Source organism: Hydrogenophaga sp. PAMC20947, from assembly GCF_004795855.1.
In the GTDB taxonomy this organism is placed as follows: domain Bacteria; phylum Pseudomonadota; class Gammaproteobacteria; order Burkholderiales; family Burkholderiaceae_C; genus Hydrogenophaga.
In genome coordinates this window covers 1,790,350-1,807,613 of the sequence record NZ_CP039252.1, presented here as the reverse complement: position 1 = coordinate 1,807,613, position 17,264 = coordinate 1,790,350, and the positions used below count along the sequence as shown (strand labels likewise).

The window sequence follows — 17,264 nt, the reverse complement described above, 5'->3', positions numbered from 1 at the left end:
ACATGGCAACCTACTTTCACTTCGCCCCTGCTGTGGCGCTGGCCGTCGCGGCGGGCACGCGGACCGTGGGTTGGCGGCTCATGCTGCTGGGCGCGGTTTGCGCGGTGGTGCCCGATGCCGATTTCTTGCTGGTCTGGCTGCGCTTTGACCCATACAGCGGAACCTACGGGCATCGGGGATTCACCCATTCACTGGGGTTTGCCCTGGTGATGGGCCTGATCGCAGCCCTGTGGCGCAGGCCTGCCCCTTATTCCTGGCACCAGCGCGGCTTGGCGGGCCTCTATCTGGCCTTGTGCACCGCATCTCACCCGCTGCTCGATGGCTTGCTGGATGCCGGTATCTGCAATGCGTGGTTGTGGCCGCTGGATGGCACGCGCCATTGCCTGGGGTGGCGACCCATTCCCATGCAGCATGTGGCCCTTTGGGGGTGGGTACGCCTGGGCACTGAAATGCTCTGGATAGGGGTGCCACTGGTGTTGCTGGCCAATGGGGGCATGGCGTTGAGGGCGTTGCACCGCCGGTGGCGGGCGCCCATCCGCCTGGTTTCGCAACCGGTGGCAACCGGTGTGAAATCCGTGGGATTTGGAATTCGTCCCAACTTGCCCGACGTGCGTGAGACCCGTTTTTTCAGGGAGCGCAAGGAGACCAACAGGCGTTTGCAACGGCGCAGACGTGTGGAAGCCATGGACTGGTTGGGCCGCGAGTTGCGGACTCGGCGAATCTCGCAAGGGGCAGGCGCGGCTTGGGACGAATGACAGAATGGGGGGATGCCCATTTTTGATGTCGCGCCCCTCAGCCCCCAGGCCTTCGTTTCCCTGGCCATGGACAACCCGATCAATGCCGAGCTGTTGTGCCGCTTGTCGAGGTTGGGCCTGCCGCAATGCCACCTCACCGCCGGGTGCCTGTTTCAGGCGCTGTGGAACCACCGGTCGGGCAGGGCCGTGGACTGGGGCGTCAAGGACTACGACGTTTTCTATTTTGATGACACCGATGTGTCCTGGGAGGCGGAAGACCGCGTGATCCGGGCCGTGAGCGCCATGACCCACGACTTGGGCGTTGAGGTGGAGGTGAAGAACCAGGCGCGGGTGCACCTCTGGTACCGAGACCGTTTTCAGGCCGACTACCCTCGGTTGATCAGCGCGCAAGAGGGCATCGACCGCTATTTGGTGGCCTGCACCTGTGTGGGCATCGATGTGTCCACGGGAGCGCTGTATGTCCCGTACGGTCTGGGGGCGTTGAATGAAGGTGTGCTGCGCATGAATCCGAAGCTTCCCTATCCCCGTATGTTTCTCGCAAAGGCACTTAGCTACCAGCAACGCTGGCCTTGGTTGCGCTGTGCACTGCCAGAGGAAGCGTGATCGCCGCTTTCCAGAGACAATGGCAGCCATTGACGCGCTGTACCGCCGGGCTTGGATGTTTGATTTCCCATGATGTGGAATCACAATCGAGAAAATACAGGCTATACGCCTTTGCCCGCCTGTAGGCGGCAGCACCCATCTATTTGAAGAGAAAAACGGATTCCCCCCATGAAGCAACCTGTTCCTTTGACCCAATTGCCCCAGCAAAACATCTTCCGCAAAGGCGATGTGTTCGTGCTGTTTGGTGAGCTTTTTGGTCGCGGCTACGCCAATGGCCTGGTGAACGAAGCGCGCAGCGCCGGCCTGACCATCGTGGGCATCACCGTGGGTCGCCGAGAGGCCGATGGCACGCTGCGCCCCTTGAACGACGAAGAGCTGGCCGCAGGCGAGGCCAATCTGGGTGGCAAGATCATTAACGTGCCACTCATGGCCGGTTTTGACGCCGATTCCCCTGCCGGTACCCCCACGCCCACTGAAACCCTGGGCAAGCTCACGCTCAAGACCTGGACGGAAGACAAGCTCGACTGGGCGCACATTGATCGGTGCCGCGAAGTGGGCGTTAAGCGTTTCAAGGATTCCGTGGCCCAGGTGATGGACACGCTGGACGGCATGATCCCCGATGGCTGCAACGTATTTTTCGCCCACACCATGGCCGGTGGCATCCCCAAGGCCAAAGTGTTCCTGGCCATCGCCAACCGCATCTACAAAGGCCGGGGCGATCGTTTCCAGTCGTCCGATGTGTTGCTGCAGAGTGACCTGGGCAAGCTGATCTTGCAGAACTTTGACGAAGTGTCGGCCAACACCTTCCAGCACCTGATCGACGGCAGCGCGGCCATTCGCCAGCGCATCGAATCCCAGGGTGGCCAGGTGCGCTACAGCGCCTACGGCTACCACGGCACCGAGGTCTTGATTGAAGGCAACTACCAGTGGCAGACCTACTCCAACTACACCCAGGGCTACGCCAAGATGCGCCTGGAGGGCATTGCTGAAGGAGCATGGGCACAGGGCATCAAGGCCACGGTCTACAACTGCCCCGAGATCCGCACCAACTCGTCCGATATCTTTGTTGGCGTTGAGCTGCCGTTGTTTTCGCTGCTGAACGCTTTGAAAAAGGAAAACGGCGGCGCCTGGGCCGACGCGCAATGGCAAGCCTGCCGTGAGCTGCTCAAAGACGGCGAAGACCTGGAAGCGGTGATGCAACGCATTGCCGACTTCTACGCCAGCGACGTGATGAAGGGTTATGGCGATTTCGCGGCGTGGCCCATGGCCAACAGCCCAGCGCTGGCCGACGTGATGATCGGATCTTCAGACGACATCACAGCCATGCACAAAGAGCGCACCGCGCTCATCACCGATCTGCTCAGCGCGCTCGTGATCGAAGCCACTGGCCCGCTGATGTTCCGTGAAAGCTCGGCGCCCACCGGCCCGGTGCTCTGGCTGAACCACGACCTGATCGCACGTTTGTTGAACCAGATGCACGCCTGATCGGCGGGCAAAAACCTGTGCGCCTGGCTTTGCCGATCCAATGGGCAAAGAACAGCAGCGGAGGTTTGGGGTTCAACAGGGCCTTGGTTGCCGCGCATGGGTAACCCTGTCTCAAGCATCGAGGCCGGGTCTCGTGGCATTGGCGACGGGTAACATCCCCACATGACATCCCGCCTCTCCACTGAAATTCAACGCCTTTACCGTCTGCCGGGCGACCCGGTCGTGCCCGGTGAGCCGGCGTTGCGGCTGGTCGCGACCAGTGGCCGGGTCCGAGCCATGGTGGTGTCGCTCAGCTGTCCTGCCGATTGGTCGGTGTTGTCGACGGTGTGGCGCGGCGTACAAGCGGATCTGGAGCTGCCGGCGCCTGCCATTGCGGTCAATGGCGTGGACGCTTACGAGTTGTGGTTTTCTCTGGCGGAGCCTGTGCCGCATGCTGACGCCCTCGCATTTTTGCAGGGGCTGCGCCAGCGCTACCTGCCCGATGTGAAAACCCATCGGGTGGGCTTGAGGCCTTCGCAGGAGGGGGATGCCTCCACGGCGTTGATCCCCGCAGCCCAAGGCGATTCCGGCAATTGGTCGGCTTTTGTGGCCCCCGATCTGGCTGCGGTGTTTGGTGATGAACCTTTGCTGGATTTGGCTCCTGGCGAAGACGCGCAAGCAGAGTTGCTTTGCCGCTTGAAATGCATCGCCCCTTCTGCGTTTGAGGCAGCGCTGAGTCAATTGCTGGCGATTCAATCACCCGTCGCATCCGCCGTATCCGCTCCGGCTGCAGTCGCTCAGGCATCGTCCGTGAAGGCACGCTACGAAGACCCCAAACTGTTCTTGCAAGACATCATGAACGATGCCTCGGTGCCCGTCGCCTCGCGCATCGAAGCGGCCAAGGCCTTGCTCGGATGTTGAAGCCCTGGCGGCGCTTGGGGTTGTTTGCGCGATGAAATCGCCCACCAAACTGCTGCTGGTCGCCATGGTCATGTGGATTGGCTACCAGATCGTGCAATGGCCTTCGATGCGCGTGCTCTACAGCGCCGAAGACAAATGGGCGCATGGTGCCGCATTTTTCGCCGTCTGGTTCGCGCTGCGGTGGGCCACCACCTGGCGCCCCGGCACACTGGCGCTGGTCAGCGCCGCTCTGGGTGGCGCTGTCGAAGTGCACCAGATGTTCCTGCCCGGCTTCAGCCCCAGCTGGGCCGACTGGGGCGCCGATTTGCTGGGCATCGCCCTCGCTTGGGCGCTCGCTGCTGCCTTCTTGCGAAGGCCTTTGCAGGTGAACGGCTGACTGCTCCTGCGCAGCGAGACCTGCCCGAGCTCGGGACTAGGCCACACGCAAGCTGGCCAGCAGCGGCTCGGGGTCTCCGTACAACGCATCGCCGGACACCAGCCGCCGGGTTTCGCCGTCCGACACGATGAGGTTGGGCACGCCTTGCACGCCGAAAGTGGCCATTTCGCGCCGGGCGCTGGACATGCGTTTGCGGCTGGCGCCGATCAGCGCATCGTCGCCCGTCAGCAGGCGAGCGGCAGCTGCATCCAGTCCCAGTTCGCCCAGGATTGCCGCCAGCACGACCAGGTCGGCGGTGTCGCGACCGTCCACATAGCGGGCGAGCTGGAAGGCGCTCAGGGCGTCGAGTTCTCGCTCAGGCTCGGTCAGTTGAACGGCGGTGAGCGCCAGCGTGGCAGGGCCGGAATCGAATCGCTTGCTGTGGTCGTTGAGCAATTGCGTTCGGTAGGCCTCGGCGAAGCGCTGGCCGGTGAGGTTGGCGATGCGCTGGTCGTTGGTCCAGGCGAAGCTCGCGAATGCCGCGCTCATGGGCCGGCCGCCGTCGCCGGCGAACAGGCCTGTGGGTGCGATGGTGATCTGCAGGCCGGGATCGGCCCGAAAGGCCCGCAGCGCAGGCGAAGCGCCGTAGCACCAACCGCACAGCGGGTCCATCAGGTAGCTGACCTGTTTCACCATTTCATTTCACCGGTGTTGACCTTGGCGCCGATATCGAGCGACATGGCGCCGCCGACCTTGGGGAACGCCCGGTTCATGGCGCCCGCCAATGCTGCGCTGCTCTTGTTGGTGGCCAGTGCCTTTTCAAATGTTTGCAGGTAGTTCTTGGTGTAAGCGATGGCGCTGGCATCGGTGGTGGTGCCGGGCTGCATGTGGCCTGGCACCACGGTGGTGGGTTGCAGGGAGGCCATTTCGTCAAGCTGGTTCACCCAGGCGTTTCGCTCGGCTGCGGTCTGCGTATCGGCCGTCCACACGTGGATGTTGCCAAAGACAGCAATGTTGCCCACCACCGCCTTGATGGACGGAATCCAGGCGTAGGGGCGATGGGCCAACAAACCTTCGGTGCCGCGGATTTCGATGGTCTCGCCATCCACCGTCAGGGTGGTGCCTTCCAGTGCCTTGGGCGTGACCGGGTTTTTCGGCGCGTTGGCGTCCATTTTTGGGCCCCAGAAAGCCACCTTGGCGCTGAGCTTGGCCAACACCGCAGGCGTGGTCACCACCTCGACCTGGGGGAAGTAGGCCTTGAGGGTTTCCACGCCGAAGTAGTAGTCGGGGTCGGCCTGACTCACGTAAATGGTTTTGAGCTGCTTGCCGCTGTCGAGCACGTTGGCCGTGATGCGCAGCGCATCGGCGCGGGTGAAGCCGGCATCGATCACCATGGCTTCGGTGGGGCCGACAACCAGGGTGGAGGTGACGCCGAAGCTGTTGCTGTCGGCGTTGTAGATCTTGAGTCGCAGCGGCTCGGCCGCGAATGCAGCGGAAGCGGTGGAGGCGAAGGCGATGGCCACGGTGGTGGCGACAAAAGTGCGGCGGATCATGGCGTGGGTTCCATTCATTGAGGTTGCGATGGAGGGGAGTTTAGTTTCGTATATCGATCATATAAACCGCATAAAATGCGCATTACTGTTTCAATATTCGATCAAATATGGACCGCATCACCGCCATGCGTGTGTTCGCCGAGGTGGCCTCCAGCGGCAGCTTCAGCGCCACCGCCTACAAGCTCGACATGTCGCGCGCCATGGTCACGCGCTATGTGGCGGAAATGGAGGCTTGGCTGCAAGCCCGCTTGCTGCAGCGCACGACACGCAGCGTGACGCTGACCGACGCGGGCGAGCAAGCACTGCGCCGCTGCCAACAAATGCTGGAGCTGGCCACGCTGGTGGAGGAAGAAACCGACAGCGGCAGCGATACCCTGCGTGGCCAGCTGCGCCTGACCACCAGCATGTCATTCGGTCATGCCCATTTGGCTTCTGCGATTGCGGATTTTCTGGCGCTGCACCCGTTGCTCAAGGTGGACATGCATGTGGGCGACGGCGCGCTCAATCTGGTGGACGCGCGCATCGACCTGGCGATTCGCATCAGCAGCGAGCCCGATCCTTTGCTCATCGCGCGCCCGCTGGCGGTGTGCGACTCCGTGCTCGTGGCTTCTCCGGCCTACCTGGCGATGCGCGGCACGCCCGTGCATCCCGACGACTTGGCGGCCCATGAATGCCTGAGCTACGCCAACTTCGGCAAAAGCACCTGGAAGCTGTCACACGGGAAGTCGGTGGTGAGCGTGGGGGTGACCAGCCGTTTCAGCGCCAACGAGGCCACGGTGTTGTTGCACGCAGCCCTGGCCGGCGGCGGTATCGCCTTGCAGCCCACCTACCTGGCCAACGCCTATCTGGCCAGCGGCGGGCTGGTGGCCCTGTTGCCCGATTGGCGGCCACAACCGCTCACCGTTTACGCGCTGTACCCCTCGCGCCAGCATTTGCCTGCGAACGTGCGGGCCTTGCTCGACTTTCTGGTGGCGCGGTTCAAGACCGTGCCTTGGTTGTTACGACTCGCCTGAGAAGTCGACGTGGAGGTGGTTGCCGTCGGGGTCCCAGAGGTTGATCTGGACGAGGTCGATCGGGCGCAGATCGGTGCGCTGGCTGGTTTCGCCCATGCCTTGCAACGTGTTTTCGAATTCGGCAAGACCGGTGGCTGTGAAAGCGAAATGCTCGAGCTTCAGGTCCATCTCCGAACCGGTGCCGGTCGCGCCATCGATGCCGACCAGGTGCACGGCCATGGTGTCGCCCGCGTAAAGCCATGCGCCAGGAAACGGGAAGTTGGGGCGGTCGCCCACCCGCAGACCCAATACGCGCGTGTACCACTCGACCATGGCGCCGAGCTGGGTGGTGCGCACATTGATGTGATCGAGCTTGAGGATGTGCCTGGAGGTCTCGCTTTGGGTGTGCGCAAACTGTACCGCCCGTTGTCTTGGGCCAAGACTGAACAAGTCCCCGCAGACCACCCACATCAAGCGTGTGAGCGCTGCGAAGACCGGGTTCTGCGTTGCCTCAGGCGATGAGGGTCATTTCGTTCAACACGAATTCCACAACGGCGCCTTCGGTGGCCTGCATGTAGGCGGCGAGGTGGGGCGCGCCCATGTGGGTTTGCCACAGTTCGCGGGACTCCCAGTTCTCGTAAAACATAAAGTGGGCCGGGTCGCTGTTGTCGCGGTGCAGGTCGTACTGCAGGCAGCCTTTTTCTCCGCGGGTGATCGGGACCAGCTTTTCCAGCTCGGCCTTGACCAGATCGATGCGATCGGGGTGGGCGTGGATGTTGGCGACGATGGTGAGTTTGCTCATGGGTTGTGCTCCGTGGGTTGTTGATGGTGTGACTCTATTTCATCGGTTGATCCGGATAAACTGGCTTTAGTCAATTTGATAATCCGGTAAATACGAAGAATGCTGCTCGACAACATCGCCCTGTTTCTGCAAATCGTCGAGAAAGGCAGCCTGGCCGCGGCCGGTCGGGAAGTGGGTCTGTCAGCGACCACGGTGTCCGAGCGGCTGGTCGCGCTGGAGTCCCACTTTGGTGTGGTGCTGTTGAACCGCACCACACGTGCCCTCAACCTGACCGAAGAAGGCCGCACGCTGGTGGAGGGCGCCAAGCAGGTGCTGGGTGAAGTGCACGACCTTGAATCTCGCATCCGGCTGGGTGCCGAGATGCTCTCGGGCACCATTCGGGTGAGCGCGCCCAGCGATCTGGGGCGCACGCTGGTGTCGGCCGAGATGCACCGTTTTCTCGCTGCGCACCCGGCCATCTCCATCGAACTGTTGTTGTCGGATGGCTATGTGGACGTGGTGGGCCAAGGCTTCGATATCGCCTTGCGCTTTGGCCCGGTCACCGACAGCTCCTTGCGCGTGCGACCTCTGGGGCTGAAGCAGCGCGTGGTTTGCGCCGCGCCCAGCTACCTGGAAGCCCGTGGGGTGCCCGCCCAACCAGAGGACTTGAAATCACACAACTGCCTGGTGATGCGGTTTGGGGCGAGTCTGGACAATGTCTGGCGTTTTGGAGCGGCGGCCACGCAGCAAGTCGTGACGGTGAGGGGCGATCGCGTGGCCAACGATGGGGCGCTGGTGCGGCAGTGGTGCTTGGCTGGCCACGGGGTGATGCTCAAGTCGGCGCTGGACGTGGCGGCAGATCTCCGGTCCGGTGCACTGGTGCAGCTGCTGGTGGACCATGCGCCACCGCCCACGCCGCTGCAGATGTTGTTTCCCCCGAGCCGCGCCCAGCCCAAGCGCGTGCGCGCACTGGCGGATCGGTTGGCGCTGGCTTTGCAGGCGATCAAAGCCGATTGAAAAAAGCTGGCCTGGAAGCCGATCAGCTTCGCGCCCACTCGGCCAGCAGCAAACGCGCCGTGGCCACGTTGGTGGCGCAAGGTACGTTGTGCACATCACAAGCCCGAACCAAGGCGTTGATATCGGGTTCGTGGGGCTGAGAAGTCATGGGGTCGCGCAGGAAGATCACGGCGTCGACCAGACCGGTGGACAGGCGCGCGCCGATCTGCAAATCACCACCTTGCGGTCCGCTGAGCAGGCGTTCGATGTCCAAGCCTGCGTCGGTTTGCAAGCGCCCGCCGGTCGTCCCTGTGGCCATGAGCGTGTGTTGGCGCAGCAATGGGGCGAACTCGGCGGCCAGGGCGACCATGTCGTCTTTTTTGCCGTTGTGGGCGATGAGGGCGATGTTCATGGGCTATTTGCTTTCCATCGATTTCGCCATGGTTTTACCCAGCTCCACGCCCCACTGGTCGTAGGCGTTGATGCCCCAGATGGCGGCCTGGGTGAACACCTTGTGTTCGTAGAGCGCGATCAGGGCGCCCAGGCGCGAAGGGTCGAGTTTGTCGATCCAGAGGATGTTGCTGGGGATGTTGCCCTCGAAGCTGCGCTGGGCGGCCATGGCATCAAGTTCGTTGGCACTGACGTTGCCGTCCTCCTCCAGCAGGGCGCGTGTCGCTTCTGCGCTGCGACCTTCGGCCATGGCCTGGGCCTGGGCGCGCAGGTTGAGGTTGACCACGTCGTGGTGAGTCTGCGCCATGGGCAGGGGTGTTTCTTCAGTCTGCACGCCGATGAAGTCGACTGGCACCGTGTGTTTGCCCTGGTGCAGCAGCTGGAAGTAGGCGTGTTGACCGTCGATGCCCAGGCCACCCCAGACGATGGGGCCGGTGTCCACGGTGACGGGCGATCCGTCTTTGTGGGTGCGCTTGCCGTTGGACTCCATGTCCATTTGCTGCACAAAGGGCGTGAAGCGCACCAGGCGTGAGGCGTAGGGCACGATGAGGTGGGTGGGGCACTTCAGGAAGTTGCGGTTCCAGATACCCGACAGCGCCATGAGCACGGGCAGGTTGCTCGCCAGCGGGGTTGTGCAGAAATGTTCGTCCATGGCGCGACCACCAGCAAGAAATTCCCGGAATGCAGCGCCACCGATGCCGATGGCCAGTGGCAGGCCCAGGGCAGACCACAGCGAGTAACGTCCGCCCACCCAGTCCCAGAACAGGAAAGTGCGGTCGGCGGCGTAACCCAGCTTGGCCGATTGCGCGGGGCTGGCGGTGATGGCGACCAGGTGGCTCGCCAGGCGGTCGGCGGGTACGCCGTTGTCGGTCAGCCAGCGCTGGCAGCTGGCGGCGTTGGTGAGGGTTTCTTGCGTGGTGAAGGTTTTGCTGGAAACCACCACCAGCGTGCGCGCGGCGTCGAGCGGGTGCAGCACGCTGTAGAGCGCCCAGGCATCGGGATTGGACACATAGTGCACCCGTGGCCCAGCGCCGGTCAGGTGCGCCAGAGCGTCTGCGGCCATGCGCGGGCCGAGGTCTGAGCCGCCGATGCCGATGTTGACGATGTCGGTGAAGGGCTCGTCGGAATGGCCTTTGACGGCACCAGAGCGCACACCGTCGGCAAAGGCGCAAACCCGGTCGAGTTCGCGCGCCACATCGGCGCTGATGGCGTCGCCCCACGGGCCCTGCTGGCCCCGCAAGGCCACGTGCAACACGGGACGTTTCTCAGTGGTGTTGATCGCATCGCCACGGAACATGGCATCGCGCTGGGCGACGACACCCGCCTGCTCGGCCAGCGACAGCAGGGCGCTTTCGATGGCGGGAGAGAGCCGCTGGCGGCTGGCATCGAGCGTGAGACCAGCGGCGCTGGCGGTCATGCGCTGCGCACGGCCGGCGTCGGATTTCAGGACCTCGCGCAGGTGCGGCTGGCTTGCTGCAGCGAGCTGGGTCAGGGTTTGCCAGGCGGGCAAGGTGGCGGGCGAAGCGTTCGACGAGGACATGATGGTTTCCCTGGACGTGTTTTCTGTTGATCAGATGCCAAGCAATGCGAGGCGCATGGCGGCGTTCGAGCGACGGGCCTCAGCCCAAAGTGCCGTGGAACCGGCTCCGCCAGGCCAACAGCATCGCCCCCTTGAGGGCGTGAGCGCGGAAGGCGCGGCACGGGGAGGGTCAGTTCGAGGCGAGCGCGGTGGCTTCGCGGGCGAGCTGGGTGATTTTGGCCCAGTTGCCCGCATTGAGCGCATCCGCTGGCGTGAGCCATGAGCCGCCGGCCATGGCCACATTGGGCAGCTTCAGGAAGTCTTTCAGGTTGTCGGGGCTGACGCCGCCGGTAGGGCAGAACATCACATCGGGAATGGGTGCGCCCAGCGCTTTCAACATGCCCATGCCACCGGCTTGAGCCGCAGGAAAAAGCTTCATCAGGGAGAAGCCCTGTTCGCGGCGGAGCATGACTTCGCCCGGTGTCATCACACCCGGGATGAAGGGCAGTTTGGCGGCTTTCACGGCTTCGACCAGTGCGTCGGTGCAGCCGGGTGAGAGTGCAAAAGTGGCGCCCGCATCGATCACGCGCTGTACTTCGGCCAGGCGGGTCACGGTGCCTGCGCCCAGGTGCATTTGTGGCACCGCCTTGGCCACCGCCTCGATGGAAGCCAGCGCGGCGTCGGACCGCAGGGTGATTTCCATCACGTCGATACCGCCTTCAAGCAGCGCGTGCGCCAGGGGCACGGCGTGGGCCGGGTCGGTTAGCACGATCACAGGCACAACGCGGGATTTGAAGGCGGGGCGGGAGAAGCAGGTGGTGGTCATCGTGTTGGACTCCAGTTCAGGCGCGGTCGCCAAAAAGAGGGGAAGCGCCGGATTCGGCGGTGGACGCGTGTGCGCGGAACAGGCCAAACAGCTCACGGCCCGTGCCGTGCGCATTGTGGCTGAGGTCGGGGTGTTTGACGGTGCGGGCGGCGAGCGTCGCAGCGTCCACCTCGAGTTCCAGAATGCCTTGTTCGCAATCGAGCGTGATCCAGTCGCCGTCTTGCACCTTGGCAATCGGGCCATCGGCCAGTGCTTCAGGGCTGAGGTGAATGGCGGCAGGCACCTTGCCTGAAGCGCCAGACATGCGGCCGTCGGTCACCAGCGCCACCTTGAAGCCTTTGTCTTGCAGCACGGCCAGCGGCGGCGTGAGTTTGTGCAGTTCGGGCATACCATTGGCACGTGGGCCCTGGTAGCGCACCACCGCAATCAAGTCGCGGTTGATTTCACCGGCATTGAACAAGGCCAGCAAATCCTGCTGATCGCTGACGACCACGGCTTGGGCGCGAACCACACGGTGCTCAGGTTTCACGGCAGAGACCTTGACCACGCTGCGGCCCAGGTTGCCCTTGAGCAGGCGCAGACCACCGTCGGCGCTGAACGGCGCGCTCACGGGGCGCAGCACGGCTTCGTCGGCGCTCTTCTCTGGCACAGGGCGCCAGGCCAGCGCACCGTTGTCAAGCCAGGGCTCGTTGGTGTAGGCATCCAGGCCCTGGCCCATGACGGTGCTCACATCACCATGCAGCAGGCCATTGGCCAGCAACTCGTGCATCAGGAAGCCCATGCCGCCCGCGGCGTGGAAATGGTTCACATCGGCGCTGCCGTTGGGGTACACGCGGGCCAGCAGCGGCACCACGTGGGAGAGCTCGGAAAAATCGTCCCAGTCGATCAACACGCCAGCGGTGCGGGCCATGGCGATGAGGTGGATGGTGTGGTTGGTGGACCCACCGGTGGCCAACAGGCCGATGATGCCGTTGACGATGGTCTTTTCGCTCACGATATCAGCCAGGCGGATGCGTTCGCCGCCGGTCTTGCCCGTGTTCTGGAACGCGCGTTTGACGGCTTCCAGCGTGAGTGCGGCGCGCAGCTCGGTGCCGGGGTTGACGAAGCTGGAGCCGGGCAGGTGCAAGCCCATGATTTCCATCAGCATCTGGTTGCTGTTGGCGGTGCCGTAGAAGGTGCAGGTGCCGGGGCTGTGGTAAGCCTGCGATTCGCTTTCCAGCAAGGCGTCGCGGCCGACCAGGCCTTGTGCGTATTGCTGGCGCACCTTGGCTTTGGCGTCGTTGGACAAGCCCGATGTCATGGGGCCAGCCGGCACAAACACGGTGGACAGATGGCCGAACTGCACCGCGCCGATGAACAGGCCTGGCACGATCTTGTCGCAAATGCCGAGCATGAGTGCGGCGTCGAACACGTTGTGCGACAAGGCCACCGCCGTGGCCAGGGCGATCACATCGCGCGAAAACAGCGAGAGCTCCATGCCGGACGCACCTTGCGTGACACCGTCGCACATGGCGGGTACACCACCGGCCATTTGCGCGGTGTAGCCCAGTGCGCGCGCATGTTCGCGGATGATTTCGGGGTAGGGCTCATAGGGCTGGTGGGCCGAGAGCATGTCGTTGTAAGCACTGACGACGCCCAGGTGGGGGGCGCGCTCGGCGTGGATTTTGAGCTTGTCGGCCGCGGGCAATGCTGCTGTCGTGTGCGCCATGTTGGCACAGCCCATGCCGCCGCGCTGCGTACCGGCTTTGGCGTTGTGGGCCATGGTGTCGAGGTAGGCGGCACGGGGGCCGGCGCTTCGATCGATGATGCGTTGTGTGACGCTGGCGAGGGTGGGGTGCAGTGGGGTTGTCATGTTGTGGAATCCTTGTGGGCTTCAGCTCTTCCAGACTTGCACGTCGCAAGCCGGACTGTTGAGCAACAGAGAAATGGGCAGCGCAGGATTTGCGCCTTTGGCGGCTTCTTGGTAGACCTTGAGTTTGTTCTCGCCCGACAGCGGCAGGTGCACGTGGCGGGCCATCTGCAGCACCGGCAGCGTGAGCGTGAGCCGGGCATGCGGCGCGGTGGCGGGGCGCACCCAGGCGATGGGGCCAGCGGACGCCAATGCATTGTCGAGGCCAGGCGCAGCAGGGAACAGCGATGCCGTGTGGCCGTCTTCACCCATACCGAGAACGATCACATCCAGCGGGAAAGCGAGCGTGCTCAGGCGTTGATTGGCCGAGTTGACCAGGTCAAGCAGGGCGGCTTCGCTCAAATCGGCAGGGATGGCATCGAACAGCGCCACGAACGTGGCCGCAGAGGCCGCGCCCTGCAACAAATGCTGGCGCACCAAAGCCGTGTTGCTGTCGGCATGGTCGTGTGCCACGCAGCGCTCATCAACCAGCATCACGGTGACATGAGACCAGTCCAGAGCCTGCTCGCGCAGCTGTTCGAACAAGGCAATGGGCGACTTGCCACCCGAGATGGCGAGTGTCGCTTGACCGCGCTCGGCGAGGGCTGCTCGCAACTCGTCAGCGATGGTGAGGGCCAGCGCGGCGGGGGTGGCATGAAGGTGCTCAGCAATCATTCGGTCTCCGTTTTCAGGTCAACGCAGCAAGAGGGCTTCAACAGGCTCAGCCCGAACGGGTGAGGGGGTGACGCGCTGCAAGCGCGGTGCGGGGGGTCAAGATTCTTCTACCCAGGAAGAGTCTTCCCGTGCCATGAGGGCCGACGAAGCCGCGGGGCCCCAGGTGCCGGCCGTGTAGGCTTTGGGCTTTTCATTGAGCTGCTTCCAGCCCTCAATGATGGGGTCGACCCAGGCCCAGGCGGCTTCGAGCTCGTCGCGGCGCATGAAGTGGGTCAGTCGCCCTTTGATCACGTCGATCAGCAGGCGTTCGTAGGCCTCGGCGCGGCGCTCGGTGAAGGCCGATTCCAGATCGAGATTCAAGTGCACCGGGCGCAGCTTCATGCCGCTGCCAGGCTCCTTGGCCATCATGTGCAACTGCACGTGTTCTTCGGGCTGCAAACGGATCATCAGCCGGTTGACCGATTGGCGCGGGGAGTCGGCGAAGATGGTGAAGGGCAGGTCAGCGAACTCGATAACGATCTCAGACCGGCGCTCGGCCATGCGCTTGCCAGTGCGCAGAAAAATCGGCACATTGGCCCAACGCCAGTTGTTGATGTGAGCCTTGAGCGCCACAAAAGTTTCGGTGCCGCTGTCGGCCGGCACGTTGTCTTCCTGCAGGTAACCCATAGCCGATCCGTCTTTGGACGCACCCGCGCCGTACTGCCCGCGCACGGTGTCTCTGGCCACATCGGACACCTTCATGGGGCGCAGCGAACGCAAGACCTTGAGCTTTTCATCGCGCACGGCGTCTGGGTCGAGCGACACCGGTGGCTCCATGGCCACGATGCACAGCAATTGCAACAGGTGGTTCTGAATCATGTCGCGCATGGCGCCGGTGCCGTCGTAGAAACCAGCACGGCTGCCCACGCCCACGCTTTCGGCCACGGTGATCTGCACGCTCTTGATGTGCGGGCTGCGCCACAGAGGCTCAAAAATGGTGTTGCCAAAGCGCAGGACCATCAGGTTTTGCACCGTTTCCTTGCCCAGGTAATGATCGATCCGGAAGATCTGATGTTCCTGAAAAAATTGGCCCACGTCGTCGTTGATCTTCTGGGCAGATGCGAGGTCGTGGCCGAGCGGCTTTTCCAGCACCACGCGTGCTTTGGCATCGATCAGGTCGGCGCCCGAGAGGTTGGCGCAGATGCCGACGAACAAGGTGGGTGCGGTGGCCAGGTAGTACACGCGGTCAGAGCCAGGCTGCATGGCGGCCGCCAGCGCCTGGAAGTCCTGCGCCTGCGTGGCGTCGACACACACGTAGTTGAGTCGGGCGACAAAGCTGGCCCAGGCGGTGTCGTTGTAGGCCTTGGGTTCGATGAAGCCGGGTACCTTTTCTTGCAGGAAGCTCTCAAAGCCGGCACGGTCCCAAGTCTGGCGACCGAGTGCGTGGATGCGGGTGAGTTCGGGCAGGTTGTTGTGCATGTGCGCCATGTAGAGCGCGGGCAACAGCTTGCGTACGGAGAGGTCGCCCAGGCCGCCAAAGATCACCAGATCCAGTGGCGCGGCATGGGCAGGGGTGGGGGTTGTGGTGGCCATGTCTCGTGTTGTAGTTGCTGTGTCAATGAGATGTTAATGTAATTAAGTTACATGCGGGTTTCTTTTTTAGCCCCTGATGAAACAACAGGTTTCGGCAGGGGCTTTGCGCTGGGTGTGCAGATAATTCCCTGATTCAGAGCGCCTTGAACGTGGCCTTGCTCTGCTGGGTGCGCGCGCGAACCTGCTCCAGGGTCGGCGGCACGCAGCCGATTTCCTGCACACACAGGCTGGCGCTGGCGATGGCGTGGCACAGGATGTGCTCGATGTCTTTCGCGTCCAGCTGCAGTGCGTCAGCGTTGGCAGCGTTCTGCATGGCTGGGCGCTCCAGCAACGCGACCAACATGCCTGCAAGGAAGCAGTCACCCGCGCCAACGGTATCGGCCACCTTGACTGGCGCGGTTTCCGTGGCGTGCCAGGCGGCACCCTCGCGCTGCATCAAGACAGCGCCTTTCGCGCCCAGCGTGAGCGCCAGCCATTGGGCGGGAGTTTGCGCGAGCAGAGCCCTGGCAGCCTTGATCGGGTCGGCTTCGGAAAAACCCAGCGTGACCAGATCGTCGTCGCTCACTTTGACGATGTGCGCCTGCCCCAGGGCATTCATCACGCTGGCCTGGTAGGCGGCCATGTCCGGCACGATAGCCGGGCGAAGGTTCGCGTCCACCACCACCAGCCTGCCAGCGGCGCGCTGCGCCGTGAGCCAGGGCAGGTATTTGTCGGCGTCGTCCGCCACCAGGGCCAGGCAGCCGGTGGCGATCACTTTCAGTGTGGGGTGTGAGGCGCATTGCGCGCTCATCTCGGTGGCGGTCACCTGGCGGTCGGCAACACCTTCCCGATAGAAGCTGTAGCTTGCCTTGCCCTGTGCATCAAGACCGACAACGGCCAGGGATGTAGGTTCGTGAGCCGGCTCGCTGCGCGCCAGCGTCACACCAGCCTGCCCAATGGCATCGGCCATGCCGCGGCCAAAGCGGTCTGCGGAGAGGGGGTTGAGGTAGAGCGTGCCCACGCCCTGAAGCCCGAGGGCTCGACTGAGGTTGTACACAGCGCCGCCATTGCAGGGGCGCAGGCGACCGTCGGCCTCCTGGATCAGGTCCATCAAGGCCTCTCCAGCGGTGGCGACTTGTAAAGATGCGAAGGGATGTGGGTTTACCATAACTAAATCCAGTTGATTTATTAACCTGTTTGCGAATATAGTGCATTCATTCGGTGGTGCCAAGCGAAAAAACCCGTGGCAAAGATGGCCGAAGGCCCGTTTGAACCACCCATCCACCCCACCGAGGAGACACCCCATGAAAATGCACGAGCGGACTGGTGGAGCGTGTGATCGGGATGAACGTGGCGGTCGGCCAGGCCAGCTGTCGGGTCCGGATCAACGGGACCCACCGTCAGTGGACGCCTGGAAGTCTTCCGAAATCGCGCTGGAGTTGATCGACTGTTTAATGGGCGCGGATGCTGAAGGGCATTGATCCGGTGCTCAGCCCGGATCTGCTCAAGATGCTGGCCGAGATGGGGCACGATGACACCATCGTGCTGGCTGATGCCAACTTCACGGCCATGAGCCTTGCTGCCGGCAAGCCGGTGTTGCGTCTGCCTGGCGTGGGCATGGCGCGCGCGCTGCGGGCGGTGGGCAGTGTGCTGCCATGGGCATCCGATGTGGCGTGTCCCGTTGCTTGCATGCACGTCTGTGGCAAGGCCGCTGGATACCGTTCTGAGGTACAACGGGAAGCACTGGCGGTGTTGGCGCACGAGGGCTTGCATGACGGTCAGGCGCAAGCGGTAGAGCGGTTCGCCTTTTATGATCGCGTGCGCTCGGCCTATGGCACCGTGGTCACCGGTGAACTGCAGCCCTGGAGCAATTTTTTGCTGCGCAAAGGGGTTCTGGGTGAGGCTTTGCGCGCCTGACGCGCTTGCATTTCCCCT

At 63.3% G+C, this 17,264-nt stretch carries 19 protein-coding genes; 8 read left to right on the top strand and 11 right to left on the bottom strand.

All coding sequences use genetic code 11. From position 1 onward, the window contains the following. The first annotated feature begins 2 nt into the window (after positions 1-2). The 5 genes from E5678_RS08040 to E5678_RS08020 all read left to right on the top strand — a co-directional run bounded on the left by E5678_RS08040 (position 3) and on the right by E5678_RS08020 (position 4,119). A complete protein-coding gene (locus E5678_RS08040; protein WP_168708516.1) occupies positions 3-755 on the top strand; it encodes a metal-dependent hydrolase in 753 nt (250 codons plus the stop codon). Between the two features lie 12 nt (positions 756-767). Beyond that, the gene (locus tag E5678_RS08035) at positions 768-1,358 is read left to right on the top strand and encodes a nucleotidyltransferase family protein (protein ID WP_136178032.1); all 591 of its coding nucleotides are present in this window, start codon (positions 768-770) and stop codon (positions 1,356-1,358) included. 168 nt (positions 1,359-1,526) lie between these two features. After that, positions 1,527-2,843 (top strand): hypothetical protein, encoded by a 1,317-nt coding sequence (locus tag E5678_RS08030; protein ID WP_136178031.1) that lies wholly within the window; start codon positions 1,527-1,529, stop codon positions 2,841-2,843. A 162-nt stretch (positions 2,844-3,005) separates the two neighbouring features. Beyond that, positions 3,006-3,743: a hypothetical protein gene (locus tag E5678_RS08025; protein WP_136178030.1), complete on the top strand. Its 738-nt coding sequence runs from the start codon at positions 3,006-3,008 to the stop codon at positions 3,741-3,743. A 31-nt stretch (positions 3,744-3,774) separates the two neighbouring features. Then, positions 3,775-4,119, top strand: a complete 345-nt coding sequence (locus E5678_RS08020) for a VanZ family protein (protein ID WP_136178029.1) — start codon at positions 3,775-3,777, stop codon at positions 4,117-4,119. A 36-nt stretch (positions 4,120-4,155) separates the two neighbouring features. Here the strand turns inward: E5678_RS08020 and E5678_RS08015 are convergent, their stop codons facing one another. Then, positions 4,156-4,794, bottom strand: a complete 639-nt coding sequence (locus E5678_RS08015) for a DsbA family protein (protein ID WP_136178028.1) — start codon at positions 4,792-4,794, stop codon at positions 4,156-4,158. Continuing rightward, positions 4,788-5,651, bottom strand: a complete 864-nt coding sequence (locus E5678_RS08010; RefSeq protein WP_136178027.1) for an MBL fold metallo-hydrolase — start codon at positions 5,649-5,651, stop codon at positions 4,788-4,790. The genes E5678_RS08015 and E5678_RS08010 overlap by 7 nt, the downstream gene beginning before the upstream one ends. A gap of 107 nt (positions 5,652-5,758) precedes the next feature. Between E5678_RS08010 and E5678_RS08005 the strand changes: the two genes are divergently transcribed. Continuing rightward, the gene (locus E5678_RS08005; RefSeq protein WP_136178026.1) at positions 5,759-6,664 is read left to right on the top strand and encodes a LysR family transcriptional regulator; all 906 of its coding nucleotides are present in this window, start codon (positions 5,759-5,761) and stop codon (positions 6,662-6,664) included. On the opposite strand, the gene E5678_RS08000 is transcribed toward E5678_RS08005, so the two are convergent. Beyond that, the gene (locus E5678_RS08000; protein WP_210732009.1) at positions 6,650-7,093 is read right to left on the bottom strand and encodes a VOC family protein; all 444 of its coding nucleotides are present in this window, start codon (positions 7,091-7,093) and stop codon (positions 6,650-6,652) included. The genes E5678_RS08005 and E5678_RS08000 overlap by 15 nt on opposite strands. Before the next feature lie 61 nt (positions 7,094-7,154). Next, positions 7,155-7,445 carry a putative quinol monooxygenase gene (locus E5678_RS07995; protein WP_136178024.1) on the bottom strand — a complete coding sequence of 97 codons (291 nt, stop codon included), beginning with the start codon at positions 7,443-7,445 and terminating at the stop codon, positions 7,155-7,157. Positions 7,446-7,544: 99 nt separating this feature from the next. On the opposite strand from E5678_RS07995, the gene E5678_RS07990 reads away from it, so the two are divergent. Next, the gene (locus E5678_RS07990) at positions 7,545-8,441 is read left to right on the top strand and encodes a LysR family transcriptional regulator (RefSeq protein WP_136178023.1); all 897 of its coding nucleotides are present in this window, start codon (positions 7,545-7,547) and stop codon (positions 8,439-8,441) included. 22 nt (positions 8,442-8,463) lie between these two features. On the opposite strand, the gene E5678_RS07985 is transcribed toward E5678_RS07990, so the two are convergent. From E5678_RS07985 to E5678_RS07955, 7 genes are all read right to left on the bottom strand, one after another. Next, the gene (locus E5678_RS07985; protein WP_136178022.1) at positions 8,464-8,832 is read right to left on the bottom strand and encodes a methylglyoxal synthase; all 369 of its coding nucleotides are present in this window, start codon (positions 8,830-8,832) and stop codon (positions 8,464-8,466) included. 3 nt (positions 8,833-8,835) lie between these two features. After that, positions 8,836-10,410 (bottom strand): glucose-6-phosphate isomerase, encoded by a 1,575-nt coding sequence (pgi, locus tag E5678_RS07980; RefSeq protein WP_136178021.1) that lies wholly within the window; start codon positions 10,408-10,410, stop codon positions 8,836-8,838. Between the two features lie 169 nt (positions 10,411-10,579). Continuing rightward, complete coding sequence (gene eda / locus E5678_RS07975; RefSeq protein ID WP_136178020.1) at positions 10,580-11,215, bottom strand: bifunctional 4-hydroxy-2-oxoglutarate aldolase/2-dehydro-3-deoxy-phosphogluconate aldolase; 636 nt, start codon at positions 11,213-11,215, stop codon at positions 10,580-10,582. A gap of 16 nt (positions 11,216-11,231) precedes the next feature. Next, positions 11,232-13,067, bottom strand: coding sequence for a phosphogluconate dehydratase (gene edd / locus E5678_RS07970; protein WP_136178019.1), 1,836 nt, complete (start codon positions 13,065-13,067; stop codon positions 11,232-11,234). Positions 13,068-13,088: 21 nt separating this feature from the next. Beyond that, positions 13,089-13,778 (bottom strand): 6-phosphogluconolactonase, encoded by a 690-nt coding sequence (pgl, locus tag E5678_RS07965; protein WP_136178018.1) that lies wholly within the window; start codon positions 13,776-13,778, stop codon positions 13,089-13,091. Between the two features lie 96 nt (positions 13,779-13,874). Then, positions 13,875-15,350 (bottom strand): glucose-6-phosphate dehydrogenase, encoded by a 1,476-nt coding sequence (zwf, locus tag E5678_RS07960; protein ID WP_136178017.1) that lies wholly within the window; start codon positions 15,348-15,350, stop codon positions 13,875-13,877. 133 nt (positions 15,351-15,483) lie between these two features. Then, positions 15,484-16,440, bottom strand: coding sequence for a PfkB family carbohydrate kinase (locus E5678_RS07955; RefSeq protein ID WP_247596947.1), 957 nt, complete (start codon positions 16,438-16,440; stop codon positions 15,484-15,486). A gap of 353 nt (positions 16,441-16,793) precedes the next feature. Between E5678_RS07955 and E5678_RS07950 the strand changes: the two genes are divergently transcribed. Further along, positions 16,794-17,246 carry an RbsD/FucU domain-containing protein gene (locus tag E5678_RS07950; RefSeq protein WP_136178015.1) on the top strand — a complete coding sequence of 151 codons (453 nt, stop codon included), beginning with the start codon at positions 16,794-16,796 and terminating at the stop codon, positions 17,244-17,246. Positions 17,247-17,264: the final 18 nt, after the last annotated feature.